The following is a 17,457-nucleotide window of genomic DNA, read 5'->3' on the forward strand; positions in this document are numbered from 1 at the left end:
GATCCCGGCCAAAAGCGTGCCGGGATGACCAGTGGTACTCATGCCCGTCCTCCGATCCGGATGCGCGGATCCAGATACGCGTGCACGATGTCGGTGGTCAGCTGGATGGCCACGAACACCGCCACCGAGAACAGCAGCAGCGCCTGCACCACCGGATAGTCGCGGCGGTTGATGCCCTGTTCGATGAGCTGCCCGATACCCGGCCACGCGAAGGCCGCCTCCACCAGAACCGCGCCGCCGAGCAGGTTGCCGGTCTGGATGCCGAGTGTGGTGAGCATGGTGGGCAAGGCGTTTCGCAGTGCGCCGCGGGTGACGATGCGGCGGTGCGGGATGCCGAGGGCGCGGGCGGTGAGCACGTACGGCTTGGCGAGTTCGGTGCGCAGCGCCTCGGTGAGGAAGCGGGTCAGTGCGGCCGAGACGGGCAGGCCCAGGCAGATGGCCGGGAGCAGCAGGTACTGCACGGCGATGTCGGGGCGGGCCAGGAAGCCGTCCGGCGGGATGCCGCCCGCGGGCAGCACCGGGATCACGACCGCGAACACCAGCACCAGCAGGACGCCGGTCACGAAGACCGGGATCGCCACGGTCACCGTATTGGCCGCGGCCACAATCGCGTTCAGCCAGCGCTTGTCCCACAGCACCGAGGCCACCGACACCGCCAGGCTCACCGCGACCGCCAGCAGCAGCGCGGCGGCGGCGAGGATGAGGGTGTTGGCCAGGCCGCGGCCGATGAGGTCGGCGATCTGGCCGCCGATGATGTAGGAGCGGCCCAGGTCGCCGGTGAAGACGCCGTGCAGCCAGGACAGGTACTGGGCCGGAATCGACCGATCCAGTCCGAGCTGATGGCGGATGGCGGCAACGGCGTCCGGCGTGGCGTCGGGTCCGGCCAGGGTGGTGGCCGGGTCGCCGGGGACCAGGCGCAGCAGCAGGAAGATGAGAACTGACGCGCCGAAGAGCACCGCCAGGGCGGAGGGCACTCGGCGCAACAGATACGCGCTCATGCGAGGAAGGCCTCGGTGAGCTGGAGTTCGCGGCGCTTGGTCCAGTTGAAGCCGTGCAGTTTCTTGGTGGCGCTGTTCTGCCAGTCGTGCACGCCGATTTCGATCAGGAACAGGCTGTCCAGCAGCTGGTCGCTGAGCGCCTGGTAGGCGCGGGTGGCGTCGGCACCGGTGGCCTGGGGCAGCTGCCAGGCGCTGTCGGCCGCCTTGACGTAGTCGGCCGATTCGTAGTGGGAGGCGTTCTTGCGGGCGTTGAACGGATAGGCGCTCACTGTCAGCGTGGACGGCACGAACTGCGCCCACGAGTGGTCGGTGATCCACAGGCCCGGGAACTGCGCGCCGATCAGCTGTTTGAGGAAGGTCGCGTTCTCGGTGGGCACGAGCTCCACCTCGATGCCGATCTCGGCGAGGTTGGCCTGCACGATCTGGGCGATGGCCTCGTACGTGGCATAGGCGGTGTTGTAGGCCAGCGGCAGCTTCGCGGGCTTGGGCAGCTGGGCCAGAATCTGCTTGGCCTTGGCGGCATCTCGCGTGTACCGGGTGTTGCGTGCCTGGTCGAAGGCGGGAGAACCCTTGGGCCACGGCAGGTTCAGCGGATAGCCGGCGCCGCGGAACACCTCCTTGACGATGCGTTCCCGATCGAGGGCGTAGGCGATGGCCTGGCGCACACGGACATCGGCGAGGGTGGGGTCGGTGACGTTCGCGCCGACGTAGACCTGCAGTTCCGCACCGTCGAAGGTGATGACGCGGTAACCGTCGGTCTTGGCGAGCGTCTCGGTGTCGCGGTAGGTGATGCCGTCGGCGAGATCGATCTGCCCGGTCTTGAGCGCGTTGAGCTGGGCCTGGTTGTCGGAGATGACCCGGAATTCGACGCGGTCCAGGTAGGGGCGGTCCGGGATCCAGTAGGCCGGGTTCTTCTCGAACACCAACTGCTGGTTGGGGATTCGCTGGGTGAACCGGAACGGCCCGGTCCCGACGAACTTGTCGCCGGTGGCCAGCTGGTCGATGGATTCGCTGTCCAGGATGGGCACGGTGTCCAGCAAATCGAACAGATTGCTGAGCGGGTGTTCCAGCGTCAGGGTGATCTTGTGCGGGTCGCTGGTGTCGAACGCGGTGACCTTGGCCGCCGTGCTCTTCAGCTGGCCCGACCACTTCGGGTCGGCGTAGGTGCGGTACGAGAACTCCACGTCCTTGGAGGTGAAGGGGCGGCCGCTGTGGAACTTCACGTCGTCGCGCAGGTTCAGGGTGATGGACTTACCGTCCGGGGTCACGGTCCAGCTCTTGGCCAGCAGCGGCTGCGGTTCCAGCTTGTCGTGCGGATAGCGCACCAGCGATTCGAAGACCAGCCCGATCACATACGGCGTGGTGCCGGTATTGGTGAGCAGGTTGGCCGGCACGATGTCCACGAGGACGCCGTACTTCAGGGTCCCGCCGCGCACGGGTTGCGCGTTGTCGTCACCGCCGCGCTGCTGGCTCACCGCCGAGGTGCAGGCGGCCAGGGCCCCGCCACCGAAGATCGCCAGGGCGGCGACGGCGGAACTGCGCAGGAAAATACGGCGGTCGAGACCGCCGGGGGACGAAGTCATGGGGAATCCTCGAGCTGTGGACCGGGCCTTGATGGTGTCCGGCGACGCTATCGCCGGGTCTATGACGGATCACCGGTTGCGCGCAGCGAGAGTGAAACCCTGGCTCGAAACCTGGGCCGCAACCTTTGCTGGGGAGCATGTCAGTCCCCGACAATGCCCGTGGCTATGAGAATTTCAATGGCGAGATCGGCCGAACCACCGCCGATTCCACGCCTGAGTGGCTGTACCCGCCGACCGCGCCGGAAGGTGCGCCCAATATCGTCGTGGTGCTGGTCGACGATATGGGCTTCAGCGATATCGGGCCATTCGGATCGGAGATCGAGACACCGACTCTGGATCGACTGGCGGCCAAGGGATTGCGGCTCACCAACTTTCACACGACCCCGTTGTGCTCGCCGTCGCGCGCGGCCCTGCTGACCGGAGTCAATTCGCATCGGGCCGGATTCGGGTTCGTCGCCAATGCCGATCCCGGATATCCCGGCCTGCGGCTGGAATTGGCCGATGATGTGCTCACATTGCCAGAGATCCTGCGCGCCAATGGATATGCGACGTACGCGGTCGGAAAATGGCATCTGGTGCGGGATGCCACGCTGCATCCGGCGGCCCATCGGGATTCATGGCCCACGCAACGCGGATTCGACCGGTACTACGGGTCTTTGGAGGGCCTGAACTCCTTCTACTATCCGAATCAGCTGATCTCGGACAGCTCGGCGGTGGATGTCGAGGAGTATCCCGAGGGGTACTACCTCACCGATGACTACACCGATCGGGCCATCGGCTACATCAAGGACCTGCGCGCTCACGACGCGACCAAGCCGTTCTTCCTGTACTTCGCGCACACCGCCATGCACGGCCCGTTGCAGGCCAAGCCAGAGGATCAGGCGAAGTATCGGGGCCGGTATCGCGAGGGCTGGGATCGGTTGCGGCAGACGCGGTTCGCCGCGCAGATCGCCGAGGGCTTGTTCCCCGAGGGGACGCAGCAGAAGCCGCGCAATACCGAGCCGGGTTATGAAGCGCAGGAATGGGATTCGCTGACCGATGAGCAGCGGTCGCGCTTCGAGCGGTACATGGAGGTCTACGCCGGGATGGTCGACAGCATCGACCAGAGCCTGGGCCGAATCGTGGACACCCTCGAACAGTTCGGCGAGCTGGACAACACCATCATCGTGTTCACCTCCGACAACGGCGGCACCGCCGAAGGCGGCCCCGAGGGAACCCGAACCTACTTCGCGCAATTCGCGCAGGTGGACGAGCCGGACTGGGAGCGCGACGTCCCCCACGACGACGAGTTGATCGGCACCGCCAAACTCGGCGTCCACTACCCCCGCGGCTGGGGCCAGGCCTCCAACACTCCCTTCCGCTTCTACAAGGGCCAGACCTTCGCCGGCGGTGTCCGAGTCCCGTTCGTCCTCTCCTGGCCGAAGGGCCTCCCCCGCACCGAGGAAGACTCCGGTGTCCGCCAGGAATACGTCTACATCACCGACCTGGCCCCCACCCTGCTCCAGCTGGCCGGCCTGAACCGCCCGACCGTCCGTAACGGCCTGCCCGCCAAGGACTTCGACGGCGTCTCCGCGGTAGACGTCCTCCGCGACCCGACCGCCATCTCGCAACACGTCGAGCAGTACTCCGAAATGACCGGCCACCGCGGCTTCTACCGAGACGGCTGGAAACTCCTCGCCCTGTACGAGCCCGAACGCGGCATCGACAACCCGCGCTGGCAACTCTTCGACGTCCGCACGGATCCGACCGAACTCCACGACCTCTCGGAGCAGCTGCCGGAGAAGGTGGCTGAACTATCGGCCGCCTGGGACGAAGCCGCGTGGCACAACACGGTTTTCCCGCTCGTCACCCGAGCGGATCTCGCCAAGCGTCGCCCCGAGGAATCCCGCCTCGGCAACCAGGTCCGAATCCTCCCCGGCACTCCGACCTTGGAGCGCTACCGCTCCCAACGCCTGATCGCCTACCGCGACTTCACCATCGCCATCGAACTCGACGGCTACACACCCGGTGACGAAGGCGTCCTCGTCGCCCACGGCGACCCGCTCGGCGGGTACTTGCTCTACGTCGAGAACGGCCACCTGATCTTCGGCTACAACGCCTACGGTCGGTACAACACTCTCGACGCTGGCGAAATCCCCACCGGCAGTCGGCTTCTCACCGCCTCTGCGACGGTTCAGCCGCATTTGCGTTGGGATTTCTCTGTCGGTATCGATGGTGTGCGGGCGGGTGAGCTTCCGAACCAGGTTCAGCTGGTTGGCATGTCACCGTGGACCGGGATCTCCGTTGGTCTCGACGCCCGTGGCCCGGTCTCGTGGGACATTCGCGACCGGCGAGGAGTCTTCCGCTACACCGGCAACCTCCGCTCGGTTACCTATCGGCCCGGTGCCGTTGGAGTCTCGGACGAAGCGCAGCGAGCCTTGGACTCGGAGGCCGAGCTCATCGCCGAATAGTCGAAAAGCGAAGAGACAAAAGAAGAAAAGACGAAAGAACAAAAGAAACAAAGACAAAAGACGCCAGGAGGAGGAGTGGGGAGGGGGCTGGGTTGGGCACCTCGGTGGCGGCACCAGCCCCCTCGAGGCTCGGGCGCGCAGCGGCCCGGGGTAGAACACTCAAAGACGCCCGGCGCGTGTCCGATTCGCCCGGTTGCTGTCGCCGAGAGGCACATTTTGGAGGCGGATTTAGGGAGGAACCGGACAAAGGCCCTCCAGGATGTGCCGCTCGATGAAAAGACGGGCGGGAAGGGGCGGGAGGGGGTGGCCGGGGAGCTTGGGAAACCCTGTGGAGTTGTCAATGAGCGCTGGTGCTCGACCCTGCGAGTCTTGGTGCTCGACCCTGTGAGTCCTGGATCGTTGAGTCTTGGTGCTTGGGGTCTTGGTTCTTGTTCTGTTGTCTCGAGAAGGTGATCCGTGCAGTCCCTGGGCCGGGATCGCCGGGTGGCGGCTCCCAACCCGGCGTCAGCCCAAGTCCGGTAGGGCAGGCGAAGCAACCACACTTCCCCGTCCCTGCGCACACCAGACGTAGACGAGCAGCCGGGCCTCACGCAGCCGTTGAACCCCACTCCCGGCAACTAGCTTCCACCGCAGCGGCGACCCACTGCCCCGCGTGATGCTTCTCATTCACCTGCGGTGTGCCCGTGGGATCGAGGGCCTTCGGCGCGATCCACCCGATCCGGCCACGCTGGGCGGACTCCTTGCCCAACATCACCGTCCGCCACCCGTTCACACTGTCGTTCACCAACGCGTGGTGGTGATCGCAGACCAGAGCGAGGTTGTCCAAGTCGGTCGGGCCACCCTTGACCCAGTCGGTCACATGGTGCGCGGCACACATATCCGCAGGCGCATCACAGCCGGGGAACGTGCAGCCACGATCGCGCGCGAGCAATCCCCATCGCTGCCCGCAGGAGGCGATGCGCTGCCCGTAGCCCAGGTACAGCGGAATCCCCTTGTCATCGTTCACGATCAACACCGGACGAGTACCGCCCGCCATCTTCAGGGCTTCGTTGATCGACAGCTGGACACCGGAGGCGGTGGTCGCCAGACCCGAACCCCGCTCCAAATCCGCCAGATTCATCTGCAAGGTGACCTGCACCGGCATGCCGCGATGGGAGCCGAGCTTGCGCAGATCCAAATCGGGCTGCAACAGGGCGATGAACGCATCATGCACCCGCTGCCCCGCATCACGACGATCCCGGCGCGCGGCGGCATCCAGCACCTTCGAGTCGATCAAAGCGTCGGAAACCTGGGGGCTGTCGGCGTCGTCGCTGTTGCACATGCCCGGGCGGGCGTACTTGGCAAAGAACGCATCCAACAACGCCCGCAGCTGCGGGGTGATCCACCCCTCGATCCACGACATCCCATCGATCCCGGGACGGCCCACCCTGATCCCGCGACGGCGGTGACGATCGGCGTCGCTGACCACCGTGCCTTCCGGATCCAACCGAGCCAGGATTTCGCGGCCCATGCGCGGCAGGTCATCGGGCCAGCCCTCGCAGCAGTAGTTCACGAGAATCTGCTCGGTCTCGGCGCGGGTTTCGACCGGCACGTCGGCGGGCAGGTGGTTCATCACGTCGACGATGTTGCGGACATGATCGCGTGAGATGTCGCCTGCTTCATAGGCTTCGGCGGTGACTTCCAGCACCGGCGGGGCGAGTTGCCCGTTCGCCTGGTGGAATTCCCCGACCTGCTGGGCGATCTTGATGCGGGTGGAGGCGTCGTGGCGGGTCAAGTGCAGGGTGTGACGCAGGAACGCCACCGGGCTTCCCGCACCGCTGGATTCGGGCAGACCACGATCACTGGCCTCGATGATCAGCTTGGACGCCAACGCCGAAAGCTGATGCTGGCAGGTCTCCACGCGCTGCATCACCGCCACCACATCCCCACCGGACAGCGAGGACAGGTCACCGTACTGCACCCGGTCGGCGCAGTTGCGGACTGCGGCTTCCAATTCGGCAAGTCCGCAGCTGTCGAGTGTCTCCCCTTTCGAACCCATGTGCCAATTCTACGCCCCACACGATCACCGAGGAACCCGAAATGTCCGTTCCTACAAGGCTTTTCGAACTTCGCTACCCCCCAAGCGAGTCAATGATTTTGGTAACCCGGCGATTTCGAGTCTCGGGCTTCTTGGCATCGGCCACAGAGGTAACGGCCTCTCGGCGCTTCGTATAGGACAGCGCCTCGAAGGCTTCGCGCACACCCCCGGCGGTCAAGGCGGCGGCGAGGTCCTCGGGGATGGCGATCGTGCGGTCGGCAGTTTCGCGTTCGAGGGTGACTGTCACGTGGTCGCCCGGAGCCTTGCCGAGCTCGGCGCGGATGGCTTTCAGGATCCCGAGGCAGGGGCCGGCGCCCATGTTGGCGATGGAGCCTCGGTACGGGATGCCATCGAAGGTGGCTTGGACCGGGATGCGGCCGCCACCGCCGAGGGCTTCGATGATTTCCGGGGGCACCGGGATGAAAGCACCGCCGCCGTTCGCCTCTTCTATGACTCCTTCGAATCGCTGCATGGAAGCACGATATAGCGATCCTCCAGCTATCCGATGATGTGTTAACAAATATTAAGTAAGCGAGAACCGACCGTTTCGGAAGCATCACCGCACGGGGTCCGAAACCCTTGAACGGGAGCTCGTTTCGCCCACGAAATCATGGTTTCCCCAGGTCACACCCGAGGTGACACAGTACTCCCACGACTCTCCAGTGACCGCAAGATTTCTTGGATCTCACAACTCACTTTTACCTCTCGCGCATTGTGAGGAAACCGTTTTGATGGCTCCCGCCACATCCTTACAGTCGAGCCAGCAGCCCGGTTTTCCAGCTCGAAGGGGGCGTTATGGCTATCTCGCAGAACGGACACTCGTCCGCCGATGCGCTGCTTCGACTGGGGAAGTATTTCAACCGCGGCGAGGTGTCCGGCGATCTGCGCACCCTGCACAAGGTGGGTGGGCGTGAGGCCGACGAGTTCTATCGGGAGCGCTGGTCGCACGACAAGGTGGTGCGGTCCACGCACGGTGTGAACTGCACCGGCTCGTGTTCGTGGAAGATCTACGTCTCCGACGGCGTGATCACCTGGGAATCCCAGCAGACCGACTACCCCAGCGTCGGCGCGGACAAGCCGGAGTACGAGCCCCGCGGCTGCCCGCGTGGCGCGTCCTTCTCCTGGTACACCTACTCCCCCGCGCGCATCCGCTACCCCTACATCCGCGGCGCCCTGCTGGAGATGTACCGCGAGGCCAAGAACCGGCTCAAGGATCCGGTCCTGGCGTGGGAGTCCATCGTCGAGGACCCCGCCAAGGCCAAGGCCTACAAGTCCGCGCGCGGTAAGGGCGGGTTCGTTCGCGCCGAGTGGTGGGAAGCCGCCGAAATCGCCGCGGCCGCACACGTTTACACGATCAAGCAGTACGGTCCGGACCGGGTCGCGGGATTCTCACCCATCCCGGCCATGTCGATGGTCTCCCATGCCGTCGGCGCCCGCTTCATCTCCCTGATCGGCGGCTCCATGCTGTCGTTCTACGACTGGTACGCCGACCTGCCCGTCGCCTCCCCGCAGGTCTTCGGCGACCAGACCGACGTCCCGGAATCTGCGGACTGGTTCGATGCTGGTTACCTCATCATGTGGGGTTCCAACGTCCCGGTGACCCGAACCCCGGACGCCCACTACATGACCGAGGCCCGCTACCGGGGTCAGAAGGTCGTTGTCGTCTCCCCCGACTACGCCGACAACACCAAGTTCGCCGACGAGTGGGTCCCGGCCCGCCCGGGCACCGATGCCGCGCTGGCCATGGCCATGGGCCATGTGGTGCTGCGAGAGTTCTTCGTGGAGAAGCAGACTCCGTACTTCACCGACTACGTCAAGCGCTACACCGACCTCCCCTACCTCATCACTCTGGAGGACAAGGACGGTGTGGCCGTCCCGGGCAAATTCCTCACCGCCGCCGACCTCGGCCACACCGGCGAGGGCGTCGAGCACCAGACCGTCCTGCTGGATTCCGATGGAAACCCGCAGGTGCCCAATGGTTCTCTCGGCCACCGCTTCAACGAGGCGGGCAGGGGCCGGTGGAATCTGGAACTGGGGGACGTCGATCCCCTCCTGAGTTTGCACAGTCGCACCGATGATGCTGCGGCCGTGCAGTTCCCGCGCTTCGACGGGCTCGCCACCGGGTCCGGGGGCAGCAATGCGGCTGTCCTCACCCGCGGCGTGCCGACCACCGTCATCGCGGGGCGTCGGGTGACGACGGTGTTCGATCTCCTGCTGGCGCAGTACGGCGTGGCCCGGCCCGGCCTGCCCGGCAGCTGGCCGACGGGCTATGACGATGCGAGCGAGCCGTACACGCCCGCCTGGCAGGAATCGATCACCGGCGTCCCCGCCCAACAGGCAGAACGCATCGGCCGCGAATTCGCCGACAATGCCGAGAAGTCCCAGGGTCGGTCCATGATCCTGATGGGCGCGGGCACCAACCACTGGTTCCACTCGGACCAGATCTACCGCTCCTTCTTCACGCTCACCCTGCTCACCGGCTGCCAGGGCGTGAACGGCGGCGGCTGGGCGCATTACGTGGGCCAGGAGAAGTGCCGTCCCGTGACCGGTTGGGCCACACTGGCTTTCGCCTCGGACTGGCAGCGGCCGCCGCGCCAGATGCAGGGCACCGTGTTCTGGTATCTGGCCAACGACCAGTGGCGCTACGACCCGTTCACCAGCGAATCGTTCGCCTCCCCGCTGGGCAAGGGCACTTTCGCCGGGCGCACGGCCGCCGACAATATCGCTCTCGCTTCACGTTTGGGCTGGATGCCGTCCTACCCGACGCTCAACCGCAACCCCCTCGACCTCGTCGACGAGGCCGAGCGGGCAGGCAAAGCACCCGCGGATTACGTTGTGGACGGCTTGAAGTCGGGTGAGCTGCGCTTCGCCTGCGAGGATCCCGACGCCCCCGAGAACTTCCCACGCGTGCTGACCGTCTGGCGCGCCAATCTGCTCGGCTCCTCCGGTAAGGGCAACGAGTACTTCCACAAGCACCTGCTCGGCGCGGACTCCAACCTGCAGACCGCCGAGGCCACCGGCATCCGCCCGCAGGAACTGGAATGGCGGGACGAGGCGGCGACCGGCAAGCTGGATCTGCTGCTGTCGCTGGACTTCCGCATGACCTCCACGACCCTGTTCTCCGACATCGTGTTCCCCGCCGCCACCTGGTACGAGAAGCACGATCTGTCCTCGACCGATATGCACCCGTTCGTGCATGCCTTCACCCCGGCCATCTCCCCGCCGTGGGAGGCCAAGACCGACTTCGAGGCGTTTCACCGCATCGCGCGCGGCTTCTCCTGGTTGGCCGAGAAGCACCTCGGCGTCCGCAAGGATCTGGTCGCGGTGCCGCTGCAGCACGACACCGCGGATGCGCTGGCGCAGGCCGGCGGGCGGGTGCTGGATTGGAAGAACGGCGAGTGTGACCCCGTTCCGGGTGTCACCATGCCGAAACTCGTTGTCGTCGAACGCGACTACCCGAAGGTCGCGGAGAAGATGGCCGCGCTCGGACCGCTGGTCGAAACGCTGGGACTCACCACCAAGGGTGTCACCACACTGCCCGATGCCGAGGTAGATTACCTGCGCGGCGTGAACGGCATCGTGGTTTCGGGTGTCGCGCAGGGCCGTCCGTCGCTGGCCAAGGACACCCACGCGGCCGAGGCGATCCTGGCACTGTCCGGCACTACGAACGGCCGGCTCGCGGTGGAAGGGTTCCATGCGCTCGAAAAGCGCACAGGGACCGAGCTGGCCGATCTGGCCGCCGAGCACGAGGGTAAGCGAATCACCTTCGCCGACACGCAGGCCCGGCCCGTTCCGGTGATCACCTCACCGGAATGGTCCGGGAGCGAGACCGGTGGGCGCAGGTACTCGCCGTTCACCATCAATGTCGAGCGCAAGAAGCCGTGGCACACGCTGACCGGGCGGCAGCACTTCTACCTCGATCACGACTGGATGATCGAGCTCGGTGAGCAGTTGCCGATCTACCGGCCGCCGCTGGACATGAGCGCCTTGTTCGCCGAACCCGGCATTGGCAATGTCGACGGCAACGGTGTCACCGTGCGCTATCTGACCCCGCACTCGAAGTGGTCGATCCACTCCGCCTACCAGGACAACCTGCACATGCTCACGCTTTCCCGTGGCGGACAGGCGATCTGGATGTCGGATGTGGACGCGAAGAAGATCGGCGTCGCCGACAACGACTGGATCGAGGCCATCAACCGCAACGGCATCGTGGTGGCCCGCGCGATCGTGTCGCACCGCATGCCCGAGGGCACGGTTTTCATGTACCACGCCCAGGACCGCGCGGTGAACGTCCCACGCATCGAGGGCACCCCGGAAGTCAAGCAGGGCAAGGGCAAACGCGGCGGCATCCACAATGCGCTGACCCGCATCATGATCAAGCCCTCGCATCTCATCGGTGGCTACGCGCAGCAGTCGTTCGCGCTGAACTACCACGGCCCCACCGGAAATCAGCGCGACGAGGTCACCACGATCCGAAAGCGCTCGCAGGAAGTGGAGTACTAGTCATGCGCGTGATGGCTCAACTGGCCATGGTCATGAACCTGGACAAGTGCATCGGCTGCCACACCTGCAGCGTCACCTGCAAGCAGGCCTGGACCAACCGCTCCGGGACCGAGTACGTGTGGTTCAACAATGTGGAAACCCGCCCGGGACAGGGGTATCCGCGGCGTTACGAGGATCAGGAGAAGTGGAAGGGCGGGTGGACCCTCGACAAGAAGGGGCGGCTCACGCTGAAGTCCGGGTCCCGGATGAAGCGGCTGCTCAATATCTTCGCCAACCCGGATCTGCCCACGGTCAGCGACTACTACGACCCGTGGAGCTACGACTACGAGAACCTGCTTTCGGCCCCGCAGATGGACACCACCCCGGTGGCCAAGCCCAAGTCGCTGATCACCGGTGAGGACACCAAGGTCACCTGGGGTGCGAACTGGGACGACTCGCTGGGGTCGGGTCCCGAGCAGGTGGGCAAGGACCCGTTGCTGGCCAAGCTATCCGAGCAGGTCAAGCTCGAGTTCGAAGAGACGTTCATGTTCTACCTGCCGCGGATCTGCGAGCACTGTCTCAACCCGTCGTGCGCGGCGTCGTGCCCGTCGGGTGCGATCTACAAGCGCGCCGAGGACGGCATCGTGCTCGTGGATCAGGACAAGTGCCGCGGCTGGCGGCAATGCGTCACCGGGTGCCCGTACAAGAAGATCTACTTCAATCACAAGACGGGCAAGGCGGAGAAGTGCACCTTCTGCTACCCGCGCGTGGAGGTCGGCATTCCGACGGTCTGCTCGGAGACCTGCGTGGGTCGGCTGCGGTACATCGGCGTCATGCTCTACGACGCCGACAAGGTGCTGGAGGCCGCGTCGGTCACCGATGACAAGGACCTGTACCCATCGCAGCTGGGCGTGTTCCTAAACCCGCACGACCCGCGTGTCATCGCGGAGGCGGAACGTGCCGGGATCTCCCCGGAATGGATTGCAGCCGCGCAGGATTCGCCGGTCTACAAGCTGATCGTCGACTATCAGATCGCGCTGCCGCTGCATCCGGAGTACCGGACCATGCCGATGGTCTGGTACGTGCCGCCGCTGTCCCCGGTGGTCGACACCCTCACCCAGACCGGGCACGACGGCGAGAACCACCGGAATCTGTTCGGCGCGATCGACGCCCTGCGAATTCCATTGGAGTACTTGGCCGAACTGTTCACCGCCGGTGAGATCGGCCCGGTGCGAGCGTCTTTGCAGCGCCTGGCGGGCATGCGCTCGTTCATGCGCTCGATCAACCTCGGCCAGGAACCCGACCTCACCATCCCGGACGCGGTCGGCCTCGAGCCCGAGGAGATCGAGGCCATGTACCGGCTGCTCGCCATCGCCAAGTACGAGCACCGCTACGTGATCCCCTCCGGCGCGACTTCCAAAGCACACGAGCTGGATTCGCTCGCCACCGGCTGTTCGCTGGACACCGACGGCGGCCCCGGCATGACCGCCTTCGACTACATGGCCGACAAGTTCCACCTCACCGATACGAACGGTGCCGCCGCGCCCGAGCAGAAAGCCAACCGGATCAACCTGCTCAACTGGGACGGCAAGAGCACCAGCGGACTGGTGCCCAAATCCACCAACGGCAACGGCGCCGCTGGCAATGGCAACGGAGCCAACGGAAATGGGCACCGCTCGGCCGCCGAAGGCGAGCCGGACACCACCGAAGGCGTCGGGTCCGAACCCACCGGATCGATCGAGCCCGAGCCCACCGGAGCGACGCGATGAGCCTGCTGAAGCTACGCCGCCGCCCCGAGCCCGTCGTCCAACTGTCCGACCGCGACCGCCGCCTGGTGTGGCGGCTCGGCGCGCTGCTGCTCGATTACCCGGGCGAGCCGACCCTGGCCCTTCTGGACGAACTCGACTCCGCCGCAGCGGAATTGCCCGACACGGTGCGCCCGCTGCTGGCCGGTTTTCTCACCCACCTGCGCACCACGGACCCGATCGCGCTGGCCCAGGAGTACGTCGAGACCTTCGACATGCGCCGCCGCGCCAGCCTGCACCTGACCTTCTACGCCTACGGCGACACCCGCAAGCGCGGCATGGCGCTGCTGCGCTTCAAGCACGCCTACCGCCACGCCGGTGTCGAACTCGGCGACGAGGAACTGCCCGACCACCTGCCCGTCCTGCTGGAATTCGCCGCCACCGTCGATCCGATCGGCGGCGAAAGGCTGCTGGGCGAACACGTCCCGGTACTGGAGCTGCTGCGGTTGTCGCTCTCCGACAGCGGATCTCCGTACGCGGGGGTGCTGGCGTCGGTGGTGGCGACTCTGCCACCGGTCACCACCGCCGACCGCCGGCGCATTGCCGAACTCGCCGCCGCCGGGCCGCCTGAAGAAGAGGTCGGGCTCGACCCCTTCGCCATGGATCCGCTCGCGTTCACCGGACAGGAGGCCCGCCGATGAGCTCCGGGCTCTGGCTGATACTGCCCTATATCGCCTTCACCTCGTTCGTGCTGGGCCACCTGTGGCGGTACCGCACCGACCAATTCGGCTGGACCACAAGGTCTTCGCAGATCTACGAGTCGCGGCTGCTGCGTCTGGGCAGCCCGCTGTTCCACTTCGGCATGCTCGGGGTGATCGGCGGGCACGTGCTCGGCGTGCTCATCCCGGAGTCGTGGACCGATGCCGTGGGGATTTCCGAGGGGGCCTATCACGTAGTCGCGGTGTCGGCGGGATCGGTTGCGGGACTGGCGGTTATCGCCGGGATCGCGATCCTGCTCTACCGGCGGATCACGGTGTCGGCCGTGCGCCAGGCCACCACTGGCAATGACAAGGCGATGTATTCCCTGCTGGCCGCCGCCCTGATCACCGGTCTGCTCAACACCTGGGGCAGCAACCTGCTGTGGGGCTCCTACAACTACCGCGAGACTGTGTCGCCGTGGTTCCGCAGCCTGTTCACGCTGCACCCGCATCCGGATCTCATGGTCGGCACGCCCTGGACGTTCCAGGCGCACGGCCTGATCGTGCTGGCGCTCATCGGCTTCTGGCCCTACACCCGGTTGGTGCACATGTTCTCCGCGCCGATCGGCTACCTGGTGCGGCCCTACGTCGTCTACCGCAGCAAGCCGGTCGAGTCGGCCGACAAGACCCGCTACGCCCGTGCCTGGGAGACCCCCTCGATTCCGCGCCGCTGACCGCCGTCCGGCCGCCCTCGATTTATCGGTGGCGCGCCGGAATGGCCGGTGTTAATGTTCCGCAGGCCCGACCGACCGGTCGGGCTGAATTGTCTTCGGGGGACATCATGTTCAACTGGTATGTCGGTCTGCTCGCGCTCAGCGGGGTCATCATGCTCGTCCTGGCGGCGATGCGGCAACAGAACGATTGGTCGCGGGCGCTGAACGCCATTTTCGGCGTCGGATTTCTCGGCTACGCCTTTTATCTCGCCTTCCTTTTCGACGGCGGCTCCTATTTCATCTTCTTCCAGGCGTTCATTCTCCCGGTCATGATGGTGGTCAACTACTTCCGCAATCGCACGCCCAAGCCGAAGCTCACCGACACCCAGAAGGCCTGGCGCGAATACCAGCGCAACGCCGGGCAGTAATCCCGCCGAGCCGGTCCGCAATCACGCCGATCGGCTCGCCACCGTCCGCTCGGCCGTGTATTCGATGGCCTCCCGGGACCGCTCTCCCGCGACCCGCACGAAATTATCGAGCGCCTCGTCGAGCTCACGGCTCGGCCCGTGCTCGGCCAGCAGCACGACAATCGCTTCCAGCGTCCCGATATGCGGTTCCGGCTGCGCCAGTAGCTCTTCCAGGTAGCTGTCCACCTCCAACAGCCGCAGCGCACGGCGAGCCGCGGCATGCACCCGCCGAGGCAACTCCGCACGAATAGCCTCGACATCCTCCGGCATGACATGCCCCGGCTGCCCCGGGTCCAGCCGGATCGACCACAACCGGCCCGCATCCTCGGGCAACCCCTCGTCGGCCAACAGACCCGGACCGGTAGCACCCTCGATACCGCTGGGCGACAGCCCAATCCGCTCCTCGCACCAGGCCCGGTACTCCCACCACGCAACCGGCGTGGCACTCCACCCCAGCCCGAACCCGAGCACCTGCCGCCCACCACTGAACGTCCGGAATGTGCGCGTCCGCCCGACGGTGGCCAGCCCACCCTCGGTCACCCGAGTCCAACTCGGATCGGCCCCCTCAAACCCATACGGCTGCAGCAGCTTCCCCGTATCACGCATCAAGCGCCGCAACGCCGATTCCGGTTTGACCATCCCCGCAGATTAGCGGCGACAACCGACAGGATCCCGTAGCCCGCCCATCCGCCCAGCACACGGCGCGTCGCCGCGGACACGCCGCGCTAGCGGAGGTATGGCTCGGGCTGGATCCAGTGGAAGCCGCGGGAGACGAGGCGGAAGTGGTCGAGGGGGATGCGGGTCAGGGTCATGTGGACGGGGTGGCCGGTGAATTGGCCGTCCAGGATCAGGTGGTCCGGGTCGGGGTGTTGGTAGGTCAGGGTGGCTATGCGCCACAGGTGGGACATGTCCTTGGTGATGACGATCGTTTGGCGGTCGGTGTCGATCTGGAGCGGGAAGTCCACTAGCGAGTCGTCCATCTGCTGGGCGGTCACGGCCTGCTCGAGGTCGAAGACGATGCGGCGGAGGCGGTCCGTGGGGGCCGCCTGGCCGGGGACGGTGTATTCGGTGACGTTCCAGATGCCGTAGAGGGGCGAGTGGGGGCGGCCGTTGCCGTAGGTGGACCAGGCGTCGTAGCCCTCGGCGACGGTCATGCCCAGCAGCCAGAGACCGAGGATCACTTGACCCGCCATCAGGATTCGGTTTCCGCGCCGGGTGGTGGCCAGCCCTTCGGGGCGGCGCACCGGCACGGCGCGGCCGACCAGCGCGCGCACGATCCGGGCGATGTCCGGGGCCGCCAGCACCAGCGCGTACACGAGGAGCTGGAATGCGAAGAGCTTCACCGGGACGTCGAAGGTGAGGTTCAGCAGGAACACCTGGAGGGTCACGATCACGGCCAGGATCGCGCCCAGGCCGGCGGTGAACGGCAGGATCAGCAGTAGCCCGGCGACGACTTCGGCTGCGCCCAGGGCCATTTCGTACGGTTCCGAGGCGGCGGTCGAGGACCACAGCACCGACATCGGGCTCATGTCCCCGAACGGCTCGATCAGCCGGGCCAGGGCGAACGCCATCTGCGACGGCAGCAGCTTGGCCATGCCGTACAGCAGCAGGGCGGCCACCAGCGCGAACCTCAGCACCAGGCGGAACCACCCGTTCAGGCGCGCGTAGCCGGTCCGCCGCCGGTCCAGGATCGACCACACCACGGTCACCGGGACCGCGACCAGCAACAGGGTGAACGCGGCCACGAAATTCGCGGCGGTATCACCGCTTCCGGTCATGGCCCACGAGATCCGGGTGTCGAAGACGTGCTCGCCCACCCAGTCGGTGAGCGGATGCAGGCTCAGCCACTTCGCGAACTCTTCGACGGTCGACTGCGAGACCCCGGTGGTTCGCAGCAGCGCGTGGAACAGCAGCACTCCGGCCATACCGACCCCGAGCACGACGAACCCGTAGCGGAATGCCCACCGCACCAGGGGATTCCACCGCACCTCTGGAGACTCGTCCGGCTCCTCGACGATGCTCGCCTCAGCCATCAACTCCGCAACCACGCCGATCCCTCCGAGTCACCGCCACAATTCCCTTGCGGCGGTGAACGTTAGGGCGGCGGCAGGAGGGCCGGTACCCGGCAAATACGGTGCCCCGAGAGCCCGTGCCCCGAGACCGCCTGCCCCGGAAACCGGGGTTCAGGCGCGTTTCGAGCGGGCGAAGCGGCGCATGATCGGCAGGTCCACGAAGTGGTAGAGC

The 17,457-nt window shown here is 66.0% G+C and carries 12 protein-coding genes; 6 read left to right on the forward strand and 6 right to left on the reverse strand.

Features of this window, described 5'->3' with window-relative positions; all coding sequences use genetic code 11:
* Nucleotides 1-38: 38 nt before the first annotated feature.
* The gene (locus ON43_RS26430; protein WP_040811722.1) at nt 39-998 is read right to left on the reverse strand and encodes an ABC transporter permease; all 960 of its coding nucleotides are present in this window, start codon (nt 996-998) and stop codon (nt 39-41) included.
* A complete protein-coding gene (locus ON43_RS26435; protein WP_040811723.1) occupies nt 995-2,581 on the reverse strand; it encodes an ABC transporter substrate-binding protein in 1,587 nt (528 codons plus the stop codon). The genes ON43_RS26430 and ON43_RS26435 overlap by 4 nt, the downstream gene beginning before the upstream one ends.
* Nucleotides 2,582-2,718: 137 nt before the next feature.
* Between ON43_RS26435 and ON43_RS26440 the strand changes: the two genes are divergently transcribed.
* Entirely contained in the window at nt 2,719-5,031 is a 2,313-nt protein-coding gene (locus ON43_RS26440; RefSeq protein WP_040811724.1) for an arylsulfatase, read from the forward strand.
* 586 nt (nt 5,032-5,617) lie between these two features.
* Here the strand turns inward: ON43_RS26440 and ON43_RS26445 are convergent.
* Together ON43_RS26445 and ON43_RS26450 are read right to left on the reverse strand one after the other, a co-directional pair.
* Nucleotides 5,618-7,069, reverse strand: a complete 1,452-nt coding sequence (locus tag ON43_RS26445) for an HNH endonuclease signature motif containing protein (protein ID WP_083913740.1) — start codon at nt 7,067-7,069, stop codon at nt 5,618-5,620.
* A gap of 73 nt (nt 7,070-7,142) precedes the next feature.
* Complete coding sequence (locus ON43_RS26450; RefSeq protein ID WP_040811725.1) at nt 7,143-7,580, reverse strand: YdeI/OmpD-associated family protein; 438 nt, start codon at nt 7,578-7,580, stop codon at nt 7,143-7,145.
* 323 nt (nt 7,581-7,903) lie between these two features.
* On the opposite strand from ON43_RS26450, the gene ON43_RS26455 reads away from it, so the two are divergent.
* From ON43_RS26455 to ON43_RS26475, 5 genes are all read left to right on the forward strand, one after another.
* Nucleotides 7,904-11,611, forward strand: a complete 3,708-nt coding sequence (locus ON43_RS26455; RefSeq protein ID WP_040811726.1) for a nitrate reductase subunit alpha — start codon at nt 7,904-7,906, stop codon at nt 11,609-11,611.
* A gap of 11 nt (nt 11,612-11,622) precedes the next feature.
* Nucleotides 11,623-13,359, forward strand: a complete 1,737-nt coding sequence (narH, locus tag ON43_RS26460) for a nitrate reductase subunit beta (RefSeq protein WP_245568761.1) — start codon at nt 11,623-11,625, stop codon at nt 13,357-13,359.
* Nucleotides 13,356-14,036 carry a nitrate reductase molybdenum cofactor assembly chaperone gene (narJ, locus tag ON43_RS26465; protein ID WP_040811728.1) on the forward strand — a complete coding sequence of 227 codons (681 nt, stop codon included), beginning with the start codon at nt 13,356-13,358 and terminating at the stop codon, nt 14,034-14,036. The genes narH and narJ overlap by 4 nt, the downstream gene beginning before the upstream one ends.
* Nucleotides 14,033-14,767, forward strand: coding sequence for a respiratory nitrate reductase subunit gamma (gene narI / locus ON43_RS26470; RefSeq protein WP_040811729.1), 735 nt, complete (start codon nt 14,033-14,035; stop codon nt 14,765-14,767). The genes narJ and narI overlap by 4 nt, the downstream gene beginning before the upstream one ends.
* Before the next feature lie 107 nt (nt 14,768-14,874).
* Nucleotides 14,875-15,174 (forward strand): hypothetical protein, encoded by a 300-nt coding sequence (locus ON43_RS26475; RefSeq protein WP_040811730.1) that lies wholly within the window; start codon nt 14,875-14,877, stop codon nt 15,172-15,174.
* 21 nt (nt 15,175-15,195) lie between these two features.
* On the opposite strand, the gene ON43_RS26480 is transcribed toward ON43_RS26475, so the two are convergent.
* Entirely contained in the window at nt 15,196-15,852 is a 657-nt protein-coding gene (locus ON43_RS26480; RefSeq protein ID WP_051179257.1) for a hypothetical protein, read from the reverse strand.
* An 86-nt stretch (nt 15,853-15,938) separates the two neighbouring features.
* Nucleotides 15,939-17,246 carry a hypothetical protein gene (locus ON43_RS26485; RefSeq protein ID WP_051179259.1) on the reverse strand — a complete coding sequence of 436 codons (1,308 nt, stop codon included), beginning with the start codon at nt 17,244-17,246 and terminating at the stop codon, nt 15,939-15,941.
* Between the last annotated feature and the right edge of the window lie 211 nt (nt 17,247-17,457).

Origin of the sequence: Nocardia concava NBRC 100430 (assembly GCF_000308815.1) — a bacterium.
Classification (GTDB): Bacteria; Actinomycetota; Actinomycetes; order Mycobacteriales; family Mycobacteriaceae; genus Nocardia; species Nocardia concava.

Excerpts from the sequence above, each read along its gene's own strand:
- ON43_RS26450 (WP_040811725.1), bottom strand. The coding sequence starts at position 7,580 with ATGCAGCGATTCGAAGGAGTCATAGAAGAGGCGAACGGCGGCGGTGCT.
- narI (WP_040811729.1), top strand. The coding sequence starts at position 14,033 with ATGAGCTCCGGGCTCTGGCTGATACTGCCCTATATCGCCTTCACCTCG.
- ON43_RS26440 (WP_040811724.1), top strand. The coding sequence starts at position 2,719 with ATGTCAGTCCCCGACAATGCCCGTGGCTATGAGAATTTCAATGGCGAG.
- ON43_RS26475 (WP_040811730.1), top strand. The coding sequence starts at position 14,875 with ATGTTCAACTGGTATGTCGGTCTGCTCGCGCTCAGCGGGGTCATCATG.
- ON43_RS26435 (WP_040811723.1), bottom strand. The coding sequence starts at position 2,581 with ATGACTTCGTCCCCCGGCGGTCTCGACCGCCGTATTTTCCTGCGCAGT.
- ON43_RS26480 (WP_051179257.1), bottom strand. The coding sequence starts at position 15,852 with ATGGTCAAACCGGAATCGGCGTTGCGGCGCTTGATGCGTGATACGGGG.
- ON43_RS26430 (WP_040811722.1), bottom strand. The coding sequence starts at position 998 with ATGAGCGCGTATCTGTTGCGCCGAGTGCCCTCCGCCCTGGCGGTGCTC.
- narH (WP_245568761.1), top strand. The coding sequence starts at position 11,623 with ATGGCTCAACTGGCCATGGTCATGAACCTGGACAAGTGCATCGGCTGC.
- ON43_RS26445 (WP_083913740.1), bottom strand. The coding sequence starts at position 7,069 with ATGGGTTCGAAAGGGGAGACACTCGACAGCTGCGGACTTGCCGAATTG.
- ON43_RS26455 (WP_040811726.1), top strand. The coding sequence starts at position 7,904 with ATGGCTATCTCGCAGAACGGACACTCGTCCGCCGATGCGCTGCTTCGA.
- narJ (WP_040811728.1), top strand. The coding sequence starts at position 13,356 with ATGAGCCTGCTGAAGCTACGCCGCCGCCCCGAGCCCGTCGTCCAACTG.
- ON43_RS26485 (WP_051179259.1), bottom strand. The coding sequence starts at position 17,246 with ATGGCTGAGGCGAGCATCGTCGAGGAGCCGGACGAGTCTCCAGAGGTG.